The sequence below is a fragment of the Plectonema radiosum NIES-515 genome (assembly GCF_025753815.1).
GTDB classification, from domain to species: domain Bacteria; phylum Cyanobacteriota; class Cyanobacteriia; order Cyanobacteriales; family Nostocaceae; genus Hassallia; species Hassallia radiosum_A.
In genome coordinates this window covers 15,650-36,149 of the sequence record NZ_JAOWRF010000317.1, presented here as the reverse complement: position 1 = coordinate 36,149, position 20,500 = coordinate 15,650, and the positions used below count along the sequence as shown (strand labels likewise).

23 protein-coding genes are annotated in these 20,500 nt (G+C 41.5%); 13 read left to right on the top strand and 10 right to left on the bottom strand.

Features of this window, described 5'->3' with window-relative positions; translation table 11 throughout:
* Positions 1-234: 234 nt before the first annotated feature.
* Complete coding sequence (locus OGM63_RS22390; RefSeq protein WP_263747867.1) at positions 235-2,376, bottom strand: serine/threonine-protein kinase; 2,142 nt, start codon at positions 2,374-2,376, stop codon at positions 235-237.
* Between the two features lie 89 nt (positions 2,377-2,465).
* On the opposite strand from OGM63_RS22390, the gene OGM63_RS22385 reads away from it, so the two are divergent.
* Both OGM63_RS22385 and OGM63_RS22380 read left to right on the top strand, forming a co-directional pair.
* The gene (locus OGM63_RS22385) at positions 2,466-3,167 is read left to right on the top strand and encodes a rhomboid family intramembrane serine protease (protein ID WP_263747866.1); all 702 of its coding nucleotides are present in this window, start codon (positions 2,466-2,468) and stop codon (positions 3,165-3,167) included.
* 37 nt (positions 3,168-3,204) lie between these two features.
* Positions 3,205-4,008, top strand: coding sequence for a Uma2 family endonuclease (locus OGM63_RS22380; protein ID WP_263747865.1), 804 nt, complete (start codon positions 3,205-3,207; stop codon positions 4,006-4,008).
* A gap of 118 nt (positions 4,009-4,126) precedes the next feature.
* Here the strand turns inward: OGM63_RS22380 and OGM63_RS22375 are convergent, their stop codons facing one another.
* Together OGM63_RS22375 and OGM63_RS22370 are read right to left on the bottom strand one after the other, a co-directional pair.
* Positions 4,127-4,378: a transporter suffix domain-containing protein gene (locus OGM63_RS22375; protein WP_263747864.1), complete on the bottom strand. Its 252-nt coding sequence runs from the start codon at positions 4,376-4,378 to the stop codon at positions 4,127-4,129.
* A gap of 183 nt (positions 4,379-4,561) precedes the next feature.
* Positions 4,562-5,389, bottom strand: a complete 828-nt coding sequence (locus OGM63_RS22370; protein WP_263747863.1) for a carbohydrate ABC transporter permease — start codon at positions 5,387-5,389, stop codon at positions 4,562-4,564.
* A 176-nt stretch (positions 5,390-5,565) separates the two neighbouring features.
* On the opposite strand from OGM63_RS22370, the gene OGM63_RS22365 reads away from it, so the two are divergent.
* From OGM63_RS22365 to folE, 5 genes are all read left to right on the top strand, one after another.
* Positions 5,566-6,258, top strand: coding sequence for an aldehyde oxygenase (deformylating) (locus OGM63_RS22365; protein WP_263747862.1), 693 nt, complete (start codon positions 5,566-5,568; stop codon positions 6,256-6,258).
* 146 nt (positions 6,259-6,404) lie between these two features.
* The gene (locus OGM63_RS22360; protein ID WP_263747860.1) at positions 6,405-7,424 is read left to right on the top strand and encodes a long-chain acyl-[acyl-carrier-protein] reductase; all 1,020 of its coding nucleotides are present in this window, start codon (positions 6,405-6,407) and stop codon (positions 7,422-7,424) included.
* A gap of 154 nt (positions 7,425-7,578) precedes the next feature.
* Complete coding sequence (locus OGM63_RS22355) at positions 7,579-8,562, top strand: acetyl-CoA carboxylase carboxyltransferase subunit alpha (RefSeq protein ID WP_263747859.1); 984 nt, start codon at positions 7,579-7,581, stop codon at positions 8,560-8,562.
* A gap of 342 nt (positions 8,563-8,904) precedes the next feature.
* Entirely contained in the window at positions 8,905-9,630 is a 726-nt protein-coding gene (locus tag OGM63_RS22350) for an SDR family oxidoreductase (protein ID WP_263747858.1), read from the top strand.
* A gap of 288 nt (positions 9,631-9,918) precedes the next feature.
* Entirely contained in the window at positions 9,919-10,626 is a 708-nt protein-coding gene (folE, locus tag OGM63_RS22345; protein WP_263747857.1) for a GTP cyclohydrolase I FolE, read from the top strand.
* Positions 10,627-10,768: 142 nt separating this feature from the next.
* Here the strand turns inward: folE and OGM63_RS22340 are convergent, their stop codons facing one another.
* From OGM63_RS22340 to OGM63_RS22330, 3 genes are all read right to left on the bottom strand, one after another.
* Positions 10,769-11,095 (bottom strand): SMI1/KNR4 family protein, encoded by a 327-nt coding sequence (locus tag OGM63_RS22340; RefSeq protein ID WP_263747856.1) that lies wholly within the window; start codon positions 11,093-11,095, stop codon positions 10,769-10,771.
* A 178-nt stretch (positions 11,096-11,273) separates the two neighbouring features.
* Positions 11,274-11,699, bottom strand: a complete 426-nt coding sequence (locus tag OGM63_RS22335) for a hypothetical protein (protein WP_263747855.1) — start codon at positions 11,697-11,699, stop codon at positions 11,274-11,276.
* Positions 11,700-11,887: 188 nt separating this feature from the next.
* Entirely contained in the window at positions 11,888-12,532 is a 645-nt protein-coding gene (locus OGM63_RS22330; RefSeq protein WP_263747854.1) for a phosphoribosylanthranilate isomerase, read from the bottom strand.
* A gap of 136 nt (positions 12,533-12,668) precedes the next feature.
* Between OGM63_RS22330 and psaK the strand changes: the two genes are divergently transcribed.
* The 3 genes from psaK (at position 12,669) to OGM63_RS22315 (ending at position 15,219) form a co-directional block, all read left to right on the top strand.
* Positions 12,669-12,923, top strand: a complete 255-nt coding sequence (gene psaK / locus OGM63_RS22325) for a photosystem I reaction center subunit PsaK (RefSeq protein ID WP_263747853.1) — start codon at positions 12,669-12,671, stop codon at positions 12,921-12,923.
* A gap of 577 nt (positions 12,924-13,500) precedes the next feature.
* Positions 13,501-14,697, top strand: coding sequence for a site-2 protease family protein (locus tag OGM63_RS22320; protein WP_263747852.1), 1,197 nt, complete (start codon positions 13,501-13,503; stop codon positions 14,695-14,697).
* Between the two features lie 78 nt (positions 14,698-14,775).
* Positions 14,776-15,219: a pepsin/retropepsin-like aspartic protease family protein gene (locus tag OGM63_RS22315; RefSeq protein WP_263747851.1), complete on the top strand. Its 444-nt coding sequence runs from the start codon at positions 14,776-14,778 to the stop codon at positions 15,217-15,219.
* A 63-nt stretch (positions 15,220-15,282) separates the two neighbouring features.
* On the opposite strand, the gene OGM63_RS22310 is transcribed toward OGM63_RS22315, so the two are convergent.
* On the bottom strand, positions 15,283-15,567 hold the full coding sequence (locus tag OGM63_RS22310; protein ID WP_263747850.1) for a helix-turn-helix transcriptional regulator: 285 nt from the start codon (positions 15,565-15,567) through the stop codon (positions 15,283-15,285).
* A 148-nt stretch (positions 15,568-15,715) separates the two neighbouring features.
* On the opposite strand from OGM63_RS22310, the gene OGM63_RS22305 reads away from it, so the two are divergent.
* On the top strand, positions 15,716-16,324 hold the full coding sequence (locus OGM63_RS22305) for an HD domain-containing protein (protein ID WP_263747849.1): 609 nt from the start codon (positions 15,716-15,718) through the stop codon (positions 16,322-16,324).
* Between the two features lie 26 nt (positions 16,325-16,350).
* On the opposite strand, the gene OGM63_RS22300 is transcribed toward OGM63_RS22305, so the two are convergent.
* The gene (locus OGM63_RS22300) at positions 16,351-16,704 is read right to left on the bottom strand and encodes a hypothetical protein (protein ID WP_263747848.1); all 354 of its coding nucleotides are present in this window, start codon (positions 16,702-16,704) and stop codon (positions 16,351-16,353) included.
* Between the two features lie 50 nt (positions 16,705-16,754).
* Between OGM63_RS22300 and OGM63_RS22295 the strand changes: the two genes are divergently transcribed.
* Positions 16,755-17,162: a DUF1636 domain-containing protein gene (locus tag OGM63_RS22295; RefSeq protein ID WP_263747847.1), complete on the top strand. Its 408-nt coding sequence runs from the start codon at positions 16,755-16,757 to the stop codon at positions 17,160-17,162.
* 27 nt (positions 17,163-17,189) lie between these two features.
* Here the strand turns inward: OGM63_RS22295 and OGM63_RS22290 are convergent, their stop codons facing one another.
* Positions 17,190-18,290: an RNA-guided endonuclease InsQ/TnpB family protein gene (locus OGM63_RS22290; RefSeq protein WP_263747846.1), complete on the bottom strand. Its 1,101-nt coding sequence runs from the start codon at positions 18,288-18,290 to the stop codon at positions 17,190-17,192.
* A gap of 1 nt (position 18,291) precedes the next feature.
* Positions 18,292-18,900, bottom strand: coding sequence for an IS607 family transposase (locus OGM63_RS22285; protein ID WP_263747845.1), 609 nt, complete (start codon positions 18,898-18,900; stop codon positions 18,292-18,294).
* A 382-nt stretch (positions 18,901-19,282) separates the two neighbouring features.
* Here OGM63_RS22285 and OGM63_RS22280 point away from each other — a divergent pair, with 382 nt between their 5' ends.
* The gene (locus tag OGM63_RS22280; RefSeq protein WP_263747844.1) at positions 19,283-20,413 is read left to right on the top strand and encodes an acyltransferase family protein; all 1,131 of its coding nucleotides are present in this window, start codon (positions 19,283-19,285) and stop codon (positions 20,411-20,413) included.
* Positions 20,414-20,500: the final 87 nt, after the last annotated feature.

The window sequence follows — 20,500 nt, the reverse complement described above, 5'->3', positions numbered from 1 at the left end:
GGGGGACAAGGGGACAAGGGGACAAGGGGGACAAGGGGACAAGGGGGACAAGGGGGACAAGGGGACAAGGGGATAAGGGATGACTCCAAACTCCAAACTCCTAACTCCCAACTCCTCACTCCTCACTCCAAACTCCAAACTCCCAACTCCCAACTCCTAACTCCTAACTCCTCACTCCTCACTCCAAACTCTAAACTCCAAACTCCCAACTCCCAACTCCCAACTTTTGCTGTATTAAAAATTAGGAATAACCGGAAGTTTAGATTTCTCCGCTTGCAATATACTTTGAGTTACATTCCGAGCATCAATAGCTTCCTTGTAATCTGGCTTAAATTTAATCGCTTGTTCATATGAAGCGATCGCATCTTGATATCGTTTCAAATTATATAACGCATTGCCTCGACTATACCAAGTTTCGTAAGAATCAGCTTTGTAACGAACTGCTCTATTATAAGATGCGATCGCTTCTTGGTATTTCTTTAAATTAAATAGCGAATTTCCCAGATTGTACCAAACTTGATAATCGTTGCGTTTAATTTCTATTGCTTTATTATAAGATGTTACAGCATCATCATAACGTTGCATTTTATGAAGTGCCCAACCCCGATTAAACCATGCTTGATAGCTGTTGCGATTGTATTTAATAACTTGATTTAAAGATTCAATTGCTTCTAGATAGCGTTGCAAGTTAATCAGCATATTGCCTCTAGATAACCAAGCTTGGTAATAATTATCTTTATATTGCACAGCTTTATCATAAGCTGTAAATGCATCTTGATAGCGTTGTAGATTAACTAGCGCATTGCCCCGGTTATACCAAGCTATCGAGTAATCTGGTTTTAATTCTACAGCTTTGTCGTATGCGGTAATAGCCTCTTGATATCGTTTTAAATTATGTAACGCAAGTCCTTTATTATACCACGCTTCTGAATAATCTGCTTTGAATTCAATGGCTTTATCATAAGCTTTAATAGCATTGTCATATTGTGTTAAATTACTTAACGCTTCACCTTTAGCATTCCAGACATCTGAGTGATTGTTTTCTAATTGTAAAGCTTTGTCAAAAGAAGCGATCGCTTCAGTATAACGCTGCAACTTACCCAAAACAAAACCTCGTCCACTCCAAGCATCTAAATAATCTGGTTTAATTTGAATTGCCTTATCGTATGCTGTCAAAGCTTCTTTATATTGCTTTAACTCATACAGAGTTTTTCCTTGACCATTCCACCCTTGAGCATATTTTGGTTTAATATCAACTGCTTTTTCATACACAGATAAAGCATCTTGATAGCGTTGCAAATCATAAAGCGTATTTGCTTGATTATATAACTCTAGAGCATTCTGGGAATTAATTTTATGAACAATCGCTAGAGAAGCTCCAATACTTATCCCGATTAAACTTAACCCGATTAAAGATTTTATAAAGATATTTTTTTGTTTTTGGTTGACTTTGCTTATTTGATTTTTTATCGGAGAAAAATTTAATGTAACTGTCTTAGATTGTGACTTATGTAAATCTTTGAGTGTTTGTAATGCTAAAGTTGCCGAAGCATAGCGTTGTCGAAAGTCATAACGCACCATTTTATCGATAAAATTTGCTAACTCTGGCATTGCCGAAATATGATTTTGCCAGATAATTTCATTTGTTTCTACATCTTTTTCAATTTGCTCAGATGATAAACCTGTTAATGCTTGAATAGCAATTATCCCCAAAGCATAAATATCACTACTATATTTTGGAGTACCTTGAGCTTGTTCACTAGGCATATATCCGGGAGTTCCGATAGCAACTGTAGATTTGGTTTTGATTTGCAGATTAATTACTTGAGTAGTAATTTCTTTAACGGCTCCAAAGTCGATTAAAATTAACTTATTATCTAGCTGTCGTCTGAGTATATTTCGCGGATTAACATCGCGATGAATAACCTTTTGTTGATGGACAAACTCTAAGATTTCTAATACTTCTTCTAAAAGAGAAATAACTTCCGCTTGAGTGAGAGTTTTTTCTGATGTTAACTCTTGACTAAGGTCATGACCTTCGATAAATTCTTGAACGAGATAAAATTCTTCATTTTCCTCAAAGTAAGCTAAAAGTTGGGGAATGCGATCGTGAGTACCCAACTTATAGAGAACTTGAGCTTCCGTATCGAATAAACGTCTAGCTGTTTGCAAAGATACTGGGTCATTTGACTGAGGTTTGAGTTTTTTGACAACACATTGAGGTAAACCTGGTAATTGAGTGTCACAGGCAACAAAAGTTTCCCCAAATCCACCACCTCCCAAATGTTTAATAATTTGGTATCGTCCAACAAGTGTGTTTCCCAGCATTTGCCTTGCCATTTCCAGTGCGATACTATCTGATTCCAATCTTGCCACAGGGGAACCGGATGGAGGGGGGGAGGGGACGAGGGGGGGATGGGGGGAAATATTAATTTAAAATCTCAAATCTCAAATCTCAAATCCGTATGATTCCTATTAGCGATAACATTTATACGCGCACAAAGCCGATTGTTAATTCCTGGCTGATTGGCATTAACATGGCTTTATTCTTATGGGAATTAAAATTAGAACTGACTGGTGAATTAGGCTCCTTTATCAACAATTGGGGGGTGATTCCGGCACAAATTAGTGAGGCGACTATGCAAGCATTAACCGGTAATCCCGCAGCTTGGATAGTAGTGGTGCTGCGTTCCACTTCACTACTACTAAGTATGTTTATACACGGCAGTTTTAGTCAAATATTAGGCAATTTAATATTTTTATGGGTTTTTGGGAAGACTGTAGAAAACATTTTCGGGGCTAGACGCTATCTAGCATTTTATTTGGCTTCTGGGATATTGACTGGGGTGATAGAAATTATCGCCGAACCGAGTTTGAGCGTATCATTGATTGGGGCGAATGGTGCGATCGCATCCGTTTTAGGCGCATATCTGGTAAAATTTTCCAAAGCGAAAATCTACTCAGTTTTGCCCCTGCTGATTGTCTATATCCCCGTTCAAATACCAGCAATTTTCTATCTATTTTGGTGGTTTGCACAACAACTTTTTTACGGCATCGGTAGTTTAAACATTTCCACCAGCATTAATCAACCTAGCTTTGCTTATTGGGTGCATGGTGCAGGATTCTTGATTGGTGCAGCTTACATGCGAATACTACAACGACGTTAATATAAAGTCAGAAATTCACCTGCCAAGCTCAACAGCCATGTCAAAAATTATCTTAGATGAACCTAGCGTGGCACTGCCCCCAACCCAAGCAGAACTCAAAAGCGACGACGGTATCCCAATGGAAACACAACGGCACAAAGTCCAAATGGACATGCTTATTGATACTTTATTTATTTGGTTAGCAAGTCGTGATGATGGCTATGTCGGGGGCAATATGTTTGTCTACTACAGCTTGGCACAAGTAAAGAATGAAGATTTCCGAGGACCCGACTTCTTTGTAGTATTGGGAGTACCGAAAAAAGAACGTCTTTGTTGGGTTGTCTGGGAAGAGGGAAAGGGACCTGACGTAGTAATTGAATTGCTATCTAACAGCACGGCTGCCCAAGACAAAAATGAGAAAAAGCTAATTTATCAAAATCTGTTACGTGTCTCTGAATATTTTTGGTTTGACCCTTTTAATGCTGATGATTTTGCCGGGTTTTTTCTCAATCGCGGAGTATATCAAGCGATCGCACCAAATGCCCAAAATCAGCTTGTGAGTCAATCATTAGGTTTAGCGTTGGTGCGCTGGCAAGGTATATATAAAGGCATTGATGCCACCTGGTTACGCTGGGCAACAATGGATGGAGAGTTACTGCCAAATGCTGAGGAAATAGCTGAACAAGAACATCAACGTGCTGAACAAGAACATCAACGTGCTGAACAAGAACATCAACGTGCTGAACAAGCACAATTGCAAATCAGGCAGATAGCTGTGAATTTGTTTCAGCAAGGAATGGGGATAGAAGAGGTAGCCCGATTAACGGGTTTGTCTGAATCTGAAGTTGAACAACTCCGATAAACCAAATCACACATATTGTAGAGAGGTTCGGCACCGAACGTCTCTACGACGGTTACGGTGATTTTATTATTGCTAATTAAACGGACATGATTTTCATCGTGCGGTGCAAGATGTGCCATTACCTTTTCCGTCTAAATTTTCTGACCTGCTTCTTCACAAAGCCCAAAGTGAAGTATTGCCGATAGCGTTGTGCGGCTTGTTTACCCACCAGCAGCACACCCAACCAAAACATAATTTCTGCAATAACCAGCAACACGGGAATAGAAGCCGCTTTTTGGGCAACAGAAAGCGGTAAAAATGGCAGAACAAAAGGAATTGCGACCCACGGCAAAAACGACAGGACAATTAAAATTAAACCCAGTCTCTGCATATTTCCTGATTGTCACAGATTTTAAGTTTAGCGTTGTTGAATGAGTGTAAAACTCCACCATGAGAGTTAACTTTATTGAGATTCTGAAAGGGGATTGAGATTTAGTGTAAAGCGATCGCACCAATACTTATTTATCTCATTAATTCTAGGGTGTTCCATGTGAACATCTTGCCCGTTTTCAGCTTAATTCTTCATCCCTGTTGTGGCAATACCCCGGATAAACTGACGCTGCCCAATCAAAAATAATACCATCACAGGTATAGTGGCGATCGCCACTGCCGCCATCATCAAAGGCCAATTATTCGTAAATTGCTCTTGAAACTCTGCCAAAGCAAGTTGCACCGTTCTTAATTCTGGACGCGTCGTAAACACCAAAGGCTTAAATAAATCGTTCCATTCACCGATAAACGTGAACAAAAACAATGTTACCAAAGCCGGACGCGCTAAAGGTAACATCACCCGCCACAAAATTTCTAATCGGTTTGCCCCATCAATCGCTGCGGCTTCTTCCAACTCCACGGGAATTGTTTGGAAGTATTGACGTAACAAAAAAATGCCAAAGCCATTAACCGCAGTCGGTAAAATCAACGCTCCGTAAGTGTTTATCAGATGTCCCCACTTCAACACCAAAAAAATCGGAATCACCAATAGCTGAAAGGGTATCACCAACGTCGCCAAAATAATTAGCAGCAATGCTTGCTTACCCCGAAATTTTAACCGGGCTAAAGCGTAACCCGCTAACGCCGAAGTCACAATTTGAAACGCCGTCACAGCTACTGCCACCAAGGTAGAATTAGCAAACGCGAGCAAAAAATTACCTTGTTGCCAAGCATCGCGATAATTTGCTAAAGACCACTTATTATTCTGTAAAATTTCCAGAGATGCACTCCTCGGAGCAAAGGAGGTAAAAAAGACAACCAGCAGTGGCAAAAGGACGATAAATGCCCCGAAAATAAGCACTCCCAGGCTGAAAAAATCGGTATATTTAAAATTCCAACTTTGTTTTGACATAAATTTTGGTTAAAGCATTTGTTTGTTTACCACTAGAACATCACGCCACAGAACCGCTAATCTATAACATAATAAGTTGTTAAGTTAAATTAAATCACAGCAACTATTACTCTAAAAGATCCGGTCCACTCAACTCTGGTATCAATTAGAAACACAATTACAGGAGCGTTCATTCTATGCAGCTTGCAGCCGAATCGAAAATTGATTTTCAAAGCGAAATTTACAAAGATGCTTACAGCCGGATTAATGCAATTGTGATTGAAGGGGAACAAGAAGCATACGAAAATTACATTAAACTGGCTGAACTGCTGCCAGAAACCAAGGATGAACTAATTCGCTTATCCAAGATGGAAAGTCGCCACAAGAAGGGGTTTGAAGCTTGTGGACGCAATCTCCAGGTGACACCGGATCTGGAATTTGCCCGGGAGTTTTTCTCGACCTTGCACCAAAATTTCCAAGATGCAGCAGCCGAGGGTAAAGTTGTTACTTGCCTGCTGATTCAATCTTTGATTATTGAATGTTTTGCGATCGCTGCATACAACTGCTACATCCCCGTCGCTGATGATTTTGCTCGTAAAATCACTGAAGGGGTGGTAAAAGATGAATACAGCCATCTCAACTTTGGTGAAGTTTGGCTGAAAGAAAACTTTATCCAATCCAAAGCCGAATTAGAAGACGCAAATCGCCAAAACCTGCCCATCGTCTGGAGAATGCTCAATAAAGTTGAGAAAGATGCCCACACCTTGGCAATGGAAAAAGAAGCTTTGGTAGAAGACTTCATGATTCAATACGGAGAAGCTTTAAGCAACATCGGTTTCACCACCCGCGACATTATGCGGATGTCAGCCTACGGACTCACAGCCGCGTAAAAAAGTTAGGAATTAAAAGTTAGGAGTGAGGAATTAAGAGTATAACTCCTAACTCTTAACTCCTAACTCCTAACTCCTAACTCCTAACTCCCCCCACCCCCACTCATTCCACGCTTTGTTTTGAAGCACACGTTTAATAACACTACATGTTTGGTCTAATCGGACATCTCACTAGTTTGGAACACGCACAAGCGGTAGCTAAAGAATTGGGCTACGCAGAATATGCGGATCAAGGTTTAGATTTTTGGTGCAGCGCCCCGCCCCTAATTGTTGAGAATATTACTGTTACCAGTGTTACTGGGCAGAAAATTGAAGGACGCTACGTAGAATCTTGCTTTTTGCCGGAGATGCTAGCAACTCGACGCATCAAGGCAGCAACCCGCAAAATTCTCAATGCAATGTCTCATGCCCAAAAGCAAGGCATAAATATCACGGCTTTGGGTGGGTTTTCCTCAATTATTTTTGAAAATTTTAACTTGGAGCAGTTTCGGCAAGTCCGCAACATTAAACTAGAGTTTGAACGCTTCACCACAGGCAATACCCACACTGCCTATATTATTTGTCGGCAGGTAGAGCAAGCCTCAAAGCAATTGGGAATTGAACTGAATAACGCGACTGTTGCTGTCTGCGGTGCCACTGGAGATATTGGTAGTGCTATCTGCCGCTGGCTAGATGCAAGAACTGATGTTAAAGAACTATTGCTTATAGCGCGTAACTCCGAACGGCTGAAAAATTTGCAAGATGAATTGGGACGTGGCAAAATCATGTCTTTGGATGAAGCACTACCACAAGCTGATATTGTGGTTTGGGTTGCGAGTATGCCCAAAGGCGTGGAAATTGACCCCACTGTATTAAAGCAACCTTGTCTGCTGATTGATGGAGGCTATCCGAAAAACCTCGCCATGAAAATTCAGCATCCAGGTGTGCATGTCTTAAATGGTGGCATTGTGGAACATTCTCTAGATATTGACTGGAAAATTATGAAAATAGTCAATATGGATGTTCCCGCAAGGCAGTTATTTGCTTGCTTTGCCGAATCAATGCTCCTCGAATTTGAGAAGTTATATACGAACTTTTCTTGGGGGCGAAATCAGATTACGGTAGAAAAAATGGAGCAGATTGGTCTGGTGTCAGTCAAACACGGATTTAAACCGCTGCTGGTTTAAAAAGTTAGGAGGAGCGGAGTTAGGAGTGAGGAGTTAGGAGTTATGAGGAGTTTAAAGTTTCCCAACTTTGCGTCTGCTAATTTTTAACTTCTCACTTTTAACTCCTAACTCCTCACTTTGCTCCTCCCCATCCCCACTCCCTACCCCCTAAGTTATGGCTACTACTGAGCGCAAACCGCTGTTGTTGGATTTTGAAAAGCCTCTTGCAGAACTTGCTAACCGAATTGATCAGATTCGTCAACTTGCGGAAGAAAATGGTGTCGATGTTAAGAGTGAAATTCGTAAATTAGAAGCTCGTTCTCTGGAACTGCGTGAGGAAATTTTTACTAGTTTATCGCCGTCTCAGCGGCTGCAAGTGGCTCGTCATCCCCGCCGCCCTAGTACTCTTGATTACATTCAGGCAATCAGTGATGAATGGATGGAGTTACATGGCGATCGCTGTGGTTCTGACGATCCGGCTTTAGTTGGTGGTGTGGGTCGTTTGAGTGGAATGCCGGTTGTCATGTTGGGTCATCAAAAAGGACGCGACACTAAAGATAATATTGCCCGTAACTTTGGGATGGCAACCCCTGGCGGTTATCGCAAAGCAATGCGCTTGATGGAACATGCTAACAGGTTTGGGATGCCGATTTTATGCTTTATTGACACCCCAGGCGCTTCACCGACGGTAATCGCCGAACGACAAGGTGCAGGTGAAGCGATCGCCTACAATTTACGAGAAATGTTCTGTCTAGATGTGCCAATTATCTGCACAGTCATCGGTGAAGGTGGTTCTGGTGGCGCCCTCGGTATTGGTATAGGCGATCGCCTGATGATGTTTGAACATTCTGTTTATACCGTAATTACTCCCGAAGCCTGCGCCGCCATTTTATGGAAAGATGCTAGCAAAGCTCCTCAAGCTGCCGCTGTCTTAAAAATGACGTCACATGACCTCAAGGGTTTGGGAATTATCGATCAAATATTACCTGAACCCATCGGTGGCGCTCATTCCGACCCACTCAAAGCCGTTAATACTCTTAAAGAAGCTCTGCTGGATAATTTGGAAGAACTTTACCGCTTAACTCCTGCCGAACGCCGTCAATTGCGTTATGAAAAATTCCGCAAAATTGGTGTTTTCACCGAAGTTCCCCATTCTTAAAACAATGGGCTAATTTATTCGTTTTCCCACAATGCTATAATTGCCTGTGGTATGTAAAGATTTTTAACAATCTTCAACAGCCATAGGTATTCGCATTTTTGGTGTTTTAATGACTAACTAATCAATTTTCACTCCGGACAAAGAATTTCGGTAGCGAAAGCTGTATAGTATTCCTTTGGAAAACTTAAAAATGAGAATATACATATTTTGGCAAGCCACCATAGCAGTTTATAAGGAAAATTTCTCATATTTTTCAGAATTGTTTAATCTATGTCAAAGTAAAAGTTTTGAGTAATTAGGTGGTGGTGCAGTTTGCTAACCACCAAAAAAATTGGAGATAGCATGAGTGTTACCCAGAAACGACGCGCTCTGATTACTGGAGCAAGCAGTGGAATTGGCAAAGCAACAGCACTGGCATTTGCGAAAGCGGGAATAGATGTCGCTTTAGTGAGCCGTTCTGTTGAAAAATTGGAGGCAGTAGCAGTAGCAGCTAGGCACGCAGAGGTGACAGCAAAAGCTTATAATGTTGATTTAGCAAATGTTGCCCAAGTACAAGAGTCGATGAATGCGATCGTGACTGACTTTGGGGACATAGATATTCTAGTCAACAATGCTGGCATGGCATACACAGCCACTTTGAGTGAAACTCCTTTAGCTGACTGGCAGCAGGTAATCGACTTAAATCTGACCAGCGTGTTTCAGTGCATTCTGGGGATTTTACCTTCAATGCGCGATCGCGGGCTAGGCACAATCATCAATGTAGCCTCTATTGCCGGCAAGCAAGCCTTTGCCAGTTGGGGAGCATACAGCGTTAGCAAAGCTGGTTTGATATCCCTTTCTCAAGCTTTGGCACAAGAAGAACGCGCTCACGGCATTCGCGTCATTACTATTTGTCCAGGTGCTGTCAACACCGAACTCTGGGACACAGAAACTGTCCGCGTCAAACTTGACCGCACAAATATGTTAACCCCAGAAATCGTTGCTCAATCGATTCTTCACACCGCACTGTTACCACCACAAGCTGTTGTTGACGAATTGATTTTAATGCCCAGCAAAGGCATTTTGTAAGCGCATCTCTTGAGGCGGGGAATTAAAAGTTAGGAGTTAGGAATTAGGAGTTAGGAGTTAGGAGTTAGAAGTTAGGAGTTAGAAGTTAGGAATTAGGAATTAGGAATTAAGAGTTAGTTAAACACTCGTAACTCATAACTCATAACTCATAACTCATAACTCGTAACTCATAACTCATAACTCGTAACTCATAACTCATAACTCCTAACTCATAACTCCTAACTCATAACTCATAACCCACAACTCATAACCCAAAAGTAATTCAAACTCTAACAAAGACTTACCTCTATGACTACTGCTCGTTCCAACGGTTCCAATACCTCTCAATCTCCTTTAATTGCCGATTTGTCAGAAGCCATCAATCCCAGACCCGATCGCAATACTCGCTACGGACGAAAACCTGATTTGCACGAACCCTCAGAGGAACACATGGAGCAAATGAAGGATGCCGTGCGGTCTATTATAGTGGGTGTCGGAGAAGATCCCGAACGCGAGGGACTTTTGAAAACACCCAAGCGCGTAGCAGAAGCTATGCGGTTTCTTACCAGCGGGTACAACCAATCTCTAGAAGACCTCGTGAATGATGCCATCTTTGATGAAGGGCATAATGAGATGGTGTTAGTTCGAGATATTAATTTCTTCAGCTTGTGCGAACACCACATGCTGCCGTTTATGGGTAGAGCGCACGTTGCTTATATCCCCAACCAAAAAGTGGTAGGACTGAGTAAGCTTGCCCGGATTGTCGAAATGTATTCCCGACGCTTGCAAGTACAAGAAAGACTAACTCGCCAAATCGCCGAAGCCGTTCAAACTATTTTACAACCTAAAGGTGTTGCCGTTGTCATGGAAGCTAGCCATATGTGCATGGTCATGAGGGGTGTGCAAAAACCCGGTTCTTGGACTGTTACTAGTTCGATGGTCGGTGTATTCCAAGATGAGCAAAAACCCCGCGAAGAATTCTTTAATTTAATTCGCCATCAAGCAGCGTTTTTTTAAGGTTAGTTGATGGTGGTTAATAGATAGTGCTTAGTTGATGGTTGTTATATGACTCATTAACGACTAATCGCCAATTCAAAGCCCACCTTTGTGGGCTTTGTTTGTGTAGCCCAGGCACTGCGTTGTCCGGGTTTCCCCGCAGTCACGCATCTGCCGTCCAGCCTTCTAGGGTGAGGTTGTTTTTGATTTTTGCCATTTTATTAAGAGGATATGTAAATTTATCCTCTATTAATATTTCTTTTGCCGTTTCTTGATTTAATAGAAGGTTTTGAAAAAAACAATCTGACCCTTTCATTAATCCTCCAGCACTATGCCCTCCCCAAAAAAGAAACTCTTTATAGGCAAGTGGTAGTGATAGTAGTAACTGTTCTTCAAGATAAGAAACTTCTTCTTTTGTACAAGGAGTTATCTTTTTTAGGTATATACTACTCAGTTCTACGAATCGCGCTTTGAATTTGTCAAGATACATAATATAATGTCCCGCCAATTACATATAATAATGTAGAGACGTTCCGGCGGAACGTCTCTACGAGGGTTGTGATGTTTTTATTAATATTAATGAGCGCGGATACGACATCACAGATAACAAATGTCTTATTGTACGCACGCAGAACTAACTTATATCATTACCCTTCATAGTTTTCCCGTCATGAATCAATAACTCTAATCACTTTGTCAGTATACAGGTTGCCATTTGGTAAGTTGATAATTAGCTGATTTTGGTTTAAGTCAAGGGTGTAAGTATACTCACCATTTTTGGCAATATATACATTTGTTCCCTTGTTATAAGACACGGGAATAACTAGGCGATCGCCTGATTTTTTGGTTCTTACAACGTAAAAGCTACCTTTATTTGTGTAGCAGATACCTACATAATAATTTCTCGTTTCTACAGAGAAACCTTCTGATATATCATTGACACAATCATTTAGAGCAGCTATCTGAACTGCTTGAGGTCTAGTTGAAGCCGAAACTATTGTTGGTAAAGAAAGCAAGGGTATCAAGCACAGCAATGCACCTGCGCTAAACAAACCTAGCTTTAACATATATTGGCGATTATAATTAGATTTCATACAAGTTATTTTTACTTTCCTATAAGGCATTGACAGCAGGTGATTAAATCACCCTCTAATTCTAGACTTCCCAAAAAGTAAGCACTGTTCCACAAACAGCGAAAAAATATTGTAGTCAGCGCTACCCTACGGGAAAGCTGCGCTAACAGTGCTGAAGAAGGCAGTGAACTGCCTACTACGAAATAAAATTACCTATCCAATTGTGTTTTCCCTCGCAGTCGCGCAAACAACTGCGCTACCTTGTCTAAATCTTTATCACCAGGAGCGCGTTCTACACCGCTAGATAAGTCTATACCACTGGGTTTAACTTGATTTAGAGCCTCGACAATATTATCTGGGGTTAGCCCCCCTGCTAAAAACCAAGGGCAACTAGGGCTAAATTGCTGTAGCATCTTCCAATCTAAGGTTTTACCAGTACCGCCCAATTGTTGGGGATCATAGGCATCAAGTAGCAAAGTATTCACGGCAAATGTGTAAGTAGCAGCTTTGTCAAAATCTTCTAAGCTGCGTATTCTTAAAGCCTTAATAATTTCTACGTCCGGTAGTGATTGGCGCACTTGGTAGCAAAATTCGGTTGATTCGTCTCCGTGGAGTTGAACACCAGTTAAGCCAGAATCGGTAACAGTTTGGGCGATTTCGTCAACTGTAGAGTTAGCAAAAACACCAATATTGTCAATATTTTCGGGTAGTTGTGTCACCACTGCCCGAATTTGCGCTGCACTGACGTAGCGTGGTGAAGATAGGACACAAATAAATCCTAGTGCTGTTGCACCTTCTCTTGCGATCGCTTTCCCTTGTTCTGCTTGAGTGATGCCGCAAATCTTAACCCGCATAAAAAATTAAAATATTTGTCACAAAATTATATTAATTTTAACTTATACAAACAATTCCCAGTTTTTCTCTTTTTTTCCCTTTCTAACTTTATAATCTTTCTGGTTTAGATTAATTTTCTCTTACGGAGATACAAACTTGATTTCATCAATATTACTTGCAGCTGCTACGACTGTTCCCGCTACACCTGAGTGGAATCCCACCGTAGCGATCATCATCAGCGTCAGTTGTTTAGTGGCACTTTTACTCAGTTTCAAAATTGAAAAGCCCCTAGTTGGTCCCAAATTGCCTATACTGCCCATTAGCATTGGTGCATTTATCGCAGCAATGTGTTTCGGTCATATTGTCGGCATTGGCATCGTTTTAGGATTGACGAATATCGGTAGTTTGTAAGTTTTATCATACGTAGAGACGTTACATGTAACGTCTCTATATCAAGAAAATTCTCACGGGAGCCGTAAAGTGGGGACAAGTGTTATGTTGTCACCCTTTCTAGGGGAGTAAGTGTTTGAACCTTTCAAGGGAATCTGGAAGGCGATCGCCTGTCACCTTTTTGCATTTTTACTTTAAAAGTTACGCACGATCGCATTGGACATCTCCAAAAAAGATGTAGAGACGTAGCACATGCAACGTCTAATCAAGGGGTTCGGGCAACGCATAATTAATATTTGAAGATGTCTATTGTAAAGACACATTTTGATTTTTCTTTATAAACCTGGGTATAAGGACGACTGGCTGAAAAAGAAGAGGAGAAACAGGTATGTATTACCGTATTTCGTGCTGTCTTACCAGGGGTGAAAGCCGCCTATGTATAATTGATCCTACCGTGATTGTCAATGTCTATTCTAGAAATAGAAGCGTATAGTTTCTTCGGCGTTGGTGAAGCGGTAAAAATTAATATTTTGTAGAATAAATAACTTAAAACTCAAATGTCGCAAATACTGAAATATTTAATTCTTTTGGTGATGTAATGCAAAAAAGTTGGAAAGTCGGGTCTTTGTTTGGAATTCCGCTATTTTTAGATCCTTTATGGTTTTTGATTGTCGGGCTGGCAACTCTCAATTTTGGGGTAGCTTACCTAGAATGGGGACCCGTGCTAGCTTGGAGTTCTGGAGCGGTGATGGCACTGTTGCTATTTGGTTCTGTCTTGTTGCACGAACTTGGTCATAGCTTAGTTGCTCAATCACAAGGTATTAAAGTTAACTCGATTACCCTGTTTCTTTTTGGTGGCATTGCTGCTATAGAGGAAGAATCCAAAACTCCAGGAAAAGCATTTCAAGTCGCGATCGCAGGTCCGGTGGTTAGTGTGATGCTGTTTTTTCTGCTGCGTGTTATGGCTTATGTGTTGCCTGACACCAGCCCAGCGAGTGTAATGGTGGGAGATTTAGCGCGAATTAACTTAGTTTTGGCGCTATTTAACTTAATTCCTGGCTTACCCCTAGATGGAGGACAGGTCTTAAAAGCAGCACTGTGGAAAGTAACAGGAAACCGCTATCAAGCTGTACACTGGGCTTCCCGTGCGGGGCAAATTTTGGGTTATAGTGCGATCGCCTTAGGATTTGCTGTAGATTTCTTTACCAGAGAATTAGCGACTGGGTTGTGGATTGCTTTATTAGGTTGGTTTGGTGTCCGCAACGCCAAAAACTATGATAGTGTGACTACATTGCAAGAAAGCTTGCTGAAACTTACTTGCAGCGAAGCGATGACTAGCGAGTTTCGCGTAGTCGATGCGAATCAAACTTTGCGTTCTTTTGCCGATTTATACTTATTAGAAAGCACCGCACCACAGATTTATTTTGCTGCGGCTGATGGACGTTATCAAGGGATGATTTCAATTGACGATTTGCGCTCTTGTGAAAGAAGCGAATGGGAAACTAAACGAGTGCAAAGTATTGTGCATCCCTTGACAGAAATACCAACTGTTGCAGAGTCTACGAATTTAGCGCAAGTAATCAACAAGCTGGAAAACGAACAGCTATCTTATATTACCGTGCTTTCTCCAGCAGATGCTGTCGCTGGTGTAATTGACAGAGGTGACATTTTGAGGCTGATAGGACAAAAGTTGAATTTGCGGTTTAGCGATGCTGATATTAAGCGAGTGAAAGAAGAAGGAAGTTTTCCACCGGGGTTACAGTTGGGAGCGATCGCTAAATCAACCACAGACTAAATCAATTTTAGAATAGGTAAATGGAATTAATAGCTCTCATAATCACGTACCCGACAACATAATTTTGAAAAAGGAATTATGGCAACCATAACTGACAAAAGAATGGGCAAAGTTACGACCACAATTATCATCACTAACCGCATCGATCAAATTCTGGCAGAAAGAGGATTCATCACAGCCGATCAAATCCGTTCAATTAATTTAAAAAATGTCTTAGTTGATACTGGTGCTACTCGACTTTGCTTACCTGAAGACATCATTAATCAATTAGGACTAGTTCTTCAAGGAGAAGTAGACGTAAAAATTGCGGTGGGAGTACAAAAAGTTCGTATCTTTAGAGAATTGAGCCTTTGTGTTGAGGGTCGAGAAGGCACTTTTAATTGTATCGAATTGCCAGCAGGTACAGACCCTTTGTTAGGATTAATTCCCTTTGAGGATTTAGGCTTAGAACCTGATTTGAAAAATCAGCGATTGAGGCTTTTACCAATGGAAGGTAAGGAAACCTATCTTACTGTCCTATAAATTGATGCATTAGGCAATGCTTACTGCTTGCTCTTTGAAGAAGCGATCGCTCTTGCCACATCTTCAAAGAGTAGCACCAACCGCGAACATTGTCCGAAGTATCAAATCCACCGAAACCGACGCATCCCCGGCTTCCATCTTTGCAACCCGCGACTGACTGGAGTTGATTTTCTTAGCCAAATGTTCCTGAGAAAGCTTATTTTTGATGCGAAGTTCCTTCAAATATCTACTCAAAGACAGCTTCATTTCCACAAAAGCTACTTCTTCAGGCAAAAGTTCCAAAAAGTCCGTTGCATCTCCAACACAAAAACCCGCTGCTTCTAGTCGTTTACGCTTCTCTGCATCCATAGTCAAGCCTCAATCAAGAAATAAATTAAGTTTCCTTTAAACTGTTAATATGTCATATTTGACATACAATAATTATAGACAATTTTGGTAAGTTTGAAAACTCAGCATTCAGGAGAGAGAATGTTTAAGTCCCGCTAATTCCCTTCATATGGAAGTGCAAACTAACCGACTGACTCAACAAATTCAATTCATCATCGAAATCGACAAGCTCAAGTTGATTTTGCGTCAAACGCTCTTAACTGACGGTTCACGCAGGGAAAATAGTGCAGAACACTCTTGGCATTTGGCGCTGATGGCAATAGTATTAGCAGAATATGCACCGTCAGGAGTCGATCAGTTGCGTGCGTTGAAAATGCTGCTGATTCACGACTTAGTAGAGATTGATGCGGGTGACACTTTCTGCTACGATGTGCAAGCAAACGAAGATAAGGCAGCAAAGGAAACTCAAGCAGCATTGCGGTTATTTGGACTTTTGCCAGTCGAGCAGGGAGAAGAAATGCGATCGCTTTGGGAAGAGTTTGAAGCACGAAAAACCCCTACAGCTAAGTTTGCCGCAGCTTTAGACCGCATACAACCCTTGCTTCACAATCAACAAACTCAAGGTGGTACTTGGCGCATTCATGGCATTACACGCGATAAAGTAATGAAACGCATCGCACCGGTAGAAACAGGGGCACCTGAACTTTGGTTCTTTATTCAGCAACTAATTGACGACTGTGTTGCAGCTGGTTATCTCCAACAGACTGCTGCAAAGTAAAGTTTTGTGTAAAAACAAGCGCGTTTTTAAATGCAGGGGGATGCGATCGCATTGTCACCCGATGCGATCGCATTGTCACCCGATGCGATCGCATTGTCACCCGATACAATCGCATTGTGACCCGATACAATCGCATTGTCACCCGATACAATCGCATTGTCACCCGATACAATCGCATTGTGACCCGATACAATCGCATTGTCACCCGATACAATCGCATTGTGACCCGATACAATCGCATTGTGACCCGATACAATCGCATTGTGACCCGATACAATCGCATTGTGACTCGATACAATCGCATTGTGACCCGATACAATCGCATTGCAGGGTATTGGCAAATTTAAGAAAGCGATCGCATTAATGAAATACTCTACCAAATCTGAATGTTAACAAAAATTTGCGTCTCGCAATACATTAGTATATTTCTATGAAAACTCAACATGCTATGTTTATTTGTACTACTTGCTCAAGTGTCTGGAAAGATGGAAAGCGAGTAGGGGAAAGTGGTGGTGATAAACTATTCAAGCAATTGCAAGAACTGCACCAAGACTGGGAATTGCAGCAAGAATTTCCCATTCAGCCTGTAGAATGCATGAGTGCTTGCAATCGCGCATGTGCTATTTCTTTTGTAGCAAACGGCAAATACACTTATTTATTTGGTGATATCTCGCCAGATTTATCAACTTCAGAAATTGCGAATGTTTTGGAGTGTGCCAGTAAGTATTATAATCATACTGAGGGATTGTTGCCTTGGGCAGAAAGACCCGAACCACTGAAAAAAGGAGTTTTGGCAAGAATTCCTTCTCCTTCACCTGACGCAAGCGAATTAAACTAAAGCAGAAAAAGGGCGATACTGATACTTTTACGCTGAACATTGTTGAGCATTGTTGTCCAATGCTCGAAATGAAACGATAGCAATACTATCAAGGCTTACAGTAAAGGAGGTATCCCTCAAAGCACGTAACATGATATTACGTGCGCCGTTTGCATCACGAGGTGTTTCTGCCCTACAATTCGGACATTTGTGAACTTTATTCCCACCTAGTTTTGCATGACGATGACCACATACCCCACAGGTTTTAGAAGTATGGGCTTCGCTAACATCAATCACCACGCAACCACGCTTTGATGCTTGATGTTTTAAGGTTTGTTTGAATCGATAATGCGCCCAAGTCAACATGCTTCTAACAGTTTTTGACCGAATCTTTCTTCCAGATTTGGCAACCATTTGGGAAGACTCGAAATAAGGAAGGAAAATGACGCGGTAATTGTTAGTTAAATAATATGCTGTCTTGTTGTGGACTTCATTAACAAGGTTTTGTATTCTATCCCGCAATTTATTTGCAGCACGTCGCATCGACCTACGACGTTTAGAACTGACCTTGCTAGAACGACTAATTAGTTTGTCTAAATGTTGGCACAAACGGGTTATTCTACCCATGTCATTGCCTCCAATTTCTATTACCATTACGCCGTCGTATCCCGTCAAGAAACTTCTAACTCCAGGGTCTAAAGCTATTAGTTTGCTTGACTCAGAATCGTTAATTTGTACAGGTTCGGGGAAAATCGCAAACCACGAGCCATGACGATAAACTAGTTGGGTTCCATACTCACATAAGCGAGGGATTGGTTCACTACACTCAAAATTGAGTTTTTTTGTAATGTTGCAATACCACTTTCCTTTGGCAAAATTGGAATTATTGAATTTAATAGTTTGGTTAGGGTCGCGGACACTGCGAAACTTGGCGCTACGGCTAGCAGAATAAGCTTGATGGGCATCGAATATTGCATTCTGCTTGATGTGGCATGGCACTTCTTTCACCCAAGCAGGTAAATCTAATTGCATAACTTGATTTCGCAATTTTAATTTACCAATCTTGGTTTGAGAATTGCGCTGCATTTGTATTGCTTGGTTGTAGCAATATCGACACGCTGCTAGCCATTTTTTCCAAGTTTTATGCAATTCAGTTTCCGGGTAAATCTTTATCTTCCTTGATTGCAGTTTTGTATTTTCTAAGTCCGTACAATCGGCAAGAAAAGACGTGGATAACGGCAAGGATGTCCTCAACCATTTCTCGCTCTGGGGAAAGGTTGTCTTGGTTGAGAACCACGAGTTTTGTGTTGTCTTGCTCGCATAACCACTGGATGAGGTCAAACCCAAACCGGGCAAGTCTATCTTTGTGGGCAACCACAACAAGTCCGACATCGCCTTGACGGACTCGTCCCAGAAGGGTTCTAAGTCCCGGTCTTTTGAAGTTGAGTCCCGATCCAACATCGGTGATAAGCTCTGAATCTGGGTACAGGGATTTAAGGACACTAACCTGTCTATCAAGGTCTGCTTTTTGCCCACGGCTTGAAACGCGGGCATAAGTGATAGTTGCCCGTTTTCTTCCCGTTGACTGTATACCTTGATAGCTCGTGAGGTCATATCTTCTTTGCCCGGATGGTGTCCTTAATGCTTTGATTAATCCCGCTTTTTCCCAGCGTCTTAAAGTGTGGAGGCAAACCCCAAAATGAGAAGCTGCCTCGCTCGGTGTTTTATACACATCTGAATAACGCTGAACATATTCCATGAGACAGCATTAACGAGAAAAGTTCCGGAAAGTTCAGTATATTAATGTCCTAGGTCGCACTCCTTCATGAGTCGCTTCGCGATCGCATACAAGATCCCCGACTTATTAAAGGATACCGTTGGCGAATCAGGGGTATTACTGTTTATATAAGATTTTTCGTAATTCTACACGATTGTAGAGACGTTCCGGCGGAACGTCTCTACGAGGTTTTCTGGTAAAATGAGGGGTCAGACCTACCATTTGCCAACGGTATCCCTAAAAGTTTTCGGCGATCTGAATCCTATACTTCACAAAATTTTAACTTCTGTATCGGTCTAAAAATTTTTCTTGCTCGTCTGCATTGAGGAGAGTAATGTAAATTTCACACCACATAATTGTGCTTATGCGTCTCACCTCTCTTGATGTTTTTCGCGGCATTACGATTGCTGGTATGATTCTTGTGAATATGGCAAGCATCGCCGAACCGAATGTTTATCCACCTTTACTTCATGCTGATTGGCACGGTTGCACCCCAACTGATTTAGTATTTCCCTTCTTTCTATTTATTGTCGGTGTAGCGATGACTTTTTCGCTATCCAAGTATACCGGAGAGAACAAACCCACATCAACTGTATATTGGCGTATTTTGCGCCGCGCTGCCATTCTTTTTGCTTTGGGATTGCTGCTGAATGTATTTTGGAATAAGGGTGTTGGAACTTTCGATTTGGGTAGTATCCGCATCATGGGAGTATTACAACGCATCAGCCTTGCTTATTTATTTGCGTCGTTGGCAGTCTTAAATATACCGCGTAAAGGATTATGGATACTTGCAGGGGTGTTGCTTATCGGTTACTGGTTGGTGATGATGTATGTGGCTGTTCCCGCTTTTGGTGCGGGAGTACTGACACGAGAAGGTAATTTTGGGGCTTTTGTTGATCGATTGATTATTCCCTCTTCACATCTGTATAAAGGTGATGGCTTTAACTTCATGGGAGATCCTGAAGGGCTTTTTAGTACAATTCCCGCTATCGTCAGCGTTTTTGCTGGCTACTTCACAGGTGAGTGGATACGCAATCAGCCAGTCAAATCACGCACAAGTATAGGTTTAGTATTATTTGGTATCGGTTGCTTAATTATCGGTTGGGTGTGGGGTTTGACATTCCCGATTAATAAGAAGTTGTGGACGAGTTCTTATGTAGTTTTTACGAGTGGTTGGGCATTAATATTGCTAGCAGGTTGTTATGAACTTATTGAAGTGCGACGGATACGACGTTGGAGTAAAGCGTTTGAAGTGATGGGTTTAAATGCGATCGCTATTTTCGTGGCTTCTGTATTATTAATTAAAATCTTGGTAAAAACCAACATCGGCAGCGGTGAAAAAGCTCCTAACACCTTCGATTGGATTTACAATAATCTTTTCGTACCTTGGGCAGGTGCGTTCAATGGTTCGCTATTATTTGCCATTGTCACGGTGTTACTTTGGTTAGGTGTAGCTTACGGGATGTACCGTCAACGCTGGTTTATCAAAGTTTGAATAAGATTAATTAGCGTAATATGATATAATATTATGCTAATCACACATATTGTAGAGACGAAGCATGTGGAACGTCTCTCAATACGG

What these genes read in the sequence shown, in the direction of transcription:
- OGM63_RS22385 (WP_263747866.1), top strand. Translation starts at nt 2,466, where the DNA reads ATGATTCCTATTAGCGATAACATTTATACGCGCACAAAGCCGATTGTT.
- OGM63_RS22380 (WP_263747865.1), top strand. Translation starts at nt 3,205, where the DNA reads ATGTCAAAAATTATCTTAGATGAACCTAGCGTGGCACTGCCCCCAACC.
- OGM63_RS22375 (WP_263747864.1), bottom strand. Translation starts at nt 4,378, where the DNA reads ATGCAGAGACTGGGTTTAATTTTAATTGTCCTGTCGTTTTTGCCGTGG.
- OGM63_RS22370 (WP_263747863.1), bottom strand. Translation starts at nt 5,389, where the DNA reads ATGTCAAAACAAAGTTGGAATTTTAAATATACCGATTTTTTCAGCCTG.
- OGM63_RS22365 (WP_263747862.1), top strand. Translation starts at nt 5,566, where the DNA reads ATGCAGCTTGCAGCCGAATCGAAAATTGATTTTCAAAGCGAAATTTAC.
- OGM63_RS22360 (WP_263747860.1), top strand. Translation starts at nt 6,405, where the DNA reads ATGTTTGGTCTAATCGGACATCTCACTAGTTTGGAACACGCACAAGCG.
- OGM63_RS22355 (WP_263747859.1), top strand. Translation starts at nt 7,579, where the DNA reads ATGGCTACTACTGAGCGCAAACCGCTGTTGTTGGATTTTGAAAAGCCT.
- OGM63_RS22350 (WP_263747858.1), top strand. Translation starts at nt 8,905, where the DNA reads ATGAGTGTTACCCAGAAACGACGCGCTCTGATTACTGGAGCAAGCAGT.
- folE (WP_263747857.1), top strand. Translation starts at nt 9,919, where the DNA reads ATGACTACTGCTCGTTCCAACGGTTCCAATACCTCTCAATCTCCTTTA.
- OGM63_RS22340 (WP_263747856.1), bottom strand. Translation starts at nt 11,095, where the DNA reads ATGTATCTTGACAAATTCAAAGCGCGATTCGTAGAACTGAGTAGTATA.
- OGM63_RS22335 (WP_263747855.1), bottom strand. Translation starts at nt 11,699, where the DNA reads ATGAAATCTAATTATAATCGCCAATATATGTTAAAGCTAGGTTTGTTT.
- OGM63_RS22330 (WP_263747854.1), bottom strand. Translation starts at nt 12,532, where the DNA reads ATGCGGGTTAAGATTTGCGGCATCACTCAAGCAGAACAAGGGAAAGCG.
- OGM63_RS22320 (WP_263747852.1), top strand. Translation starts at nt 13,501, where the DNA reads ATGCAAAAAAGTTGGAAAGTCGGGTCTTTGTTTGGAATTCCGCTATTT.
- OGM63_RS22315 (WP_263747851.1), top strand. Translation starts at nt 14,776, where the DNA reads ATGGCAACCATAACTGACAAAAGAATGGGCAAAGTTACGACCACAATT.
- OGM63_RS22310 (WP_263747850.1), bottom strand. Translation starts at nt 15,567, where the DNA reads ATGGATGCAGAGAAGCGTAAACGACTAGAAGCAGCGGGTTTTTGTGTT.
- OGM63_RS22305 (WP_263747849.1), top strand. Translation starts at nt 15,716, where the DNA reads ATGGAAGTGCAAACTAACCGACTGACTCAACAAATTCAATTCATCATC.
- OGM63_RS22295 (WP_263747847.1), top strand. Translation starts at nt 16,755, where the DNA reads ATGAAAACTCAACATGCTATGTTTATTTGTACTACTTGCTCAAGTGTC.
- OGM63_RS22285 (WP_263747845.1), bottom strand. Translation starts at nt 18,900, where the DNA reads ATGGAATATGTTCAGCGTTATTCAGATGTGTATAAAACACCGAGCGAG.
- OGM63_RS22280 (WP_263747844.1), top strand. Translation starts at nt 19,283, where the DNA reads ATGCGTCTCACCTCTCTTGATGTTTTTCGCGGCATTACGATTGCTGGT.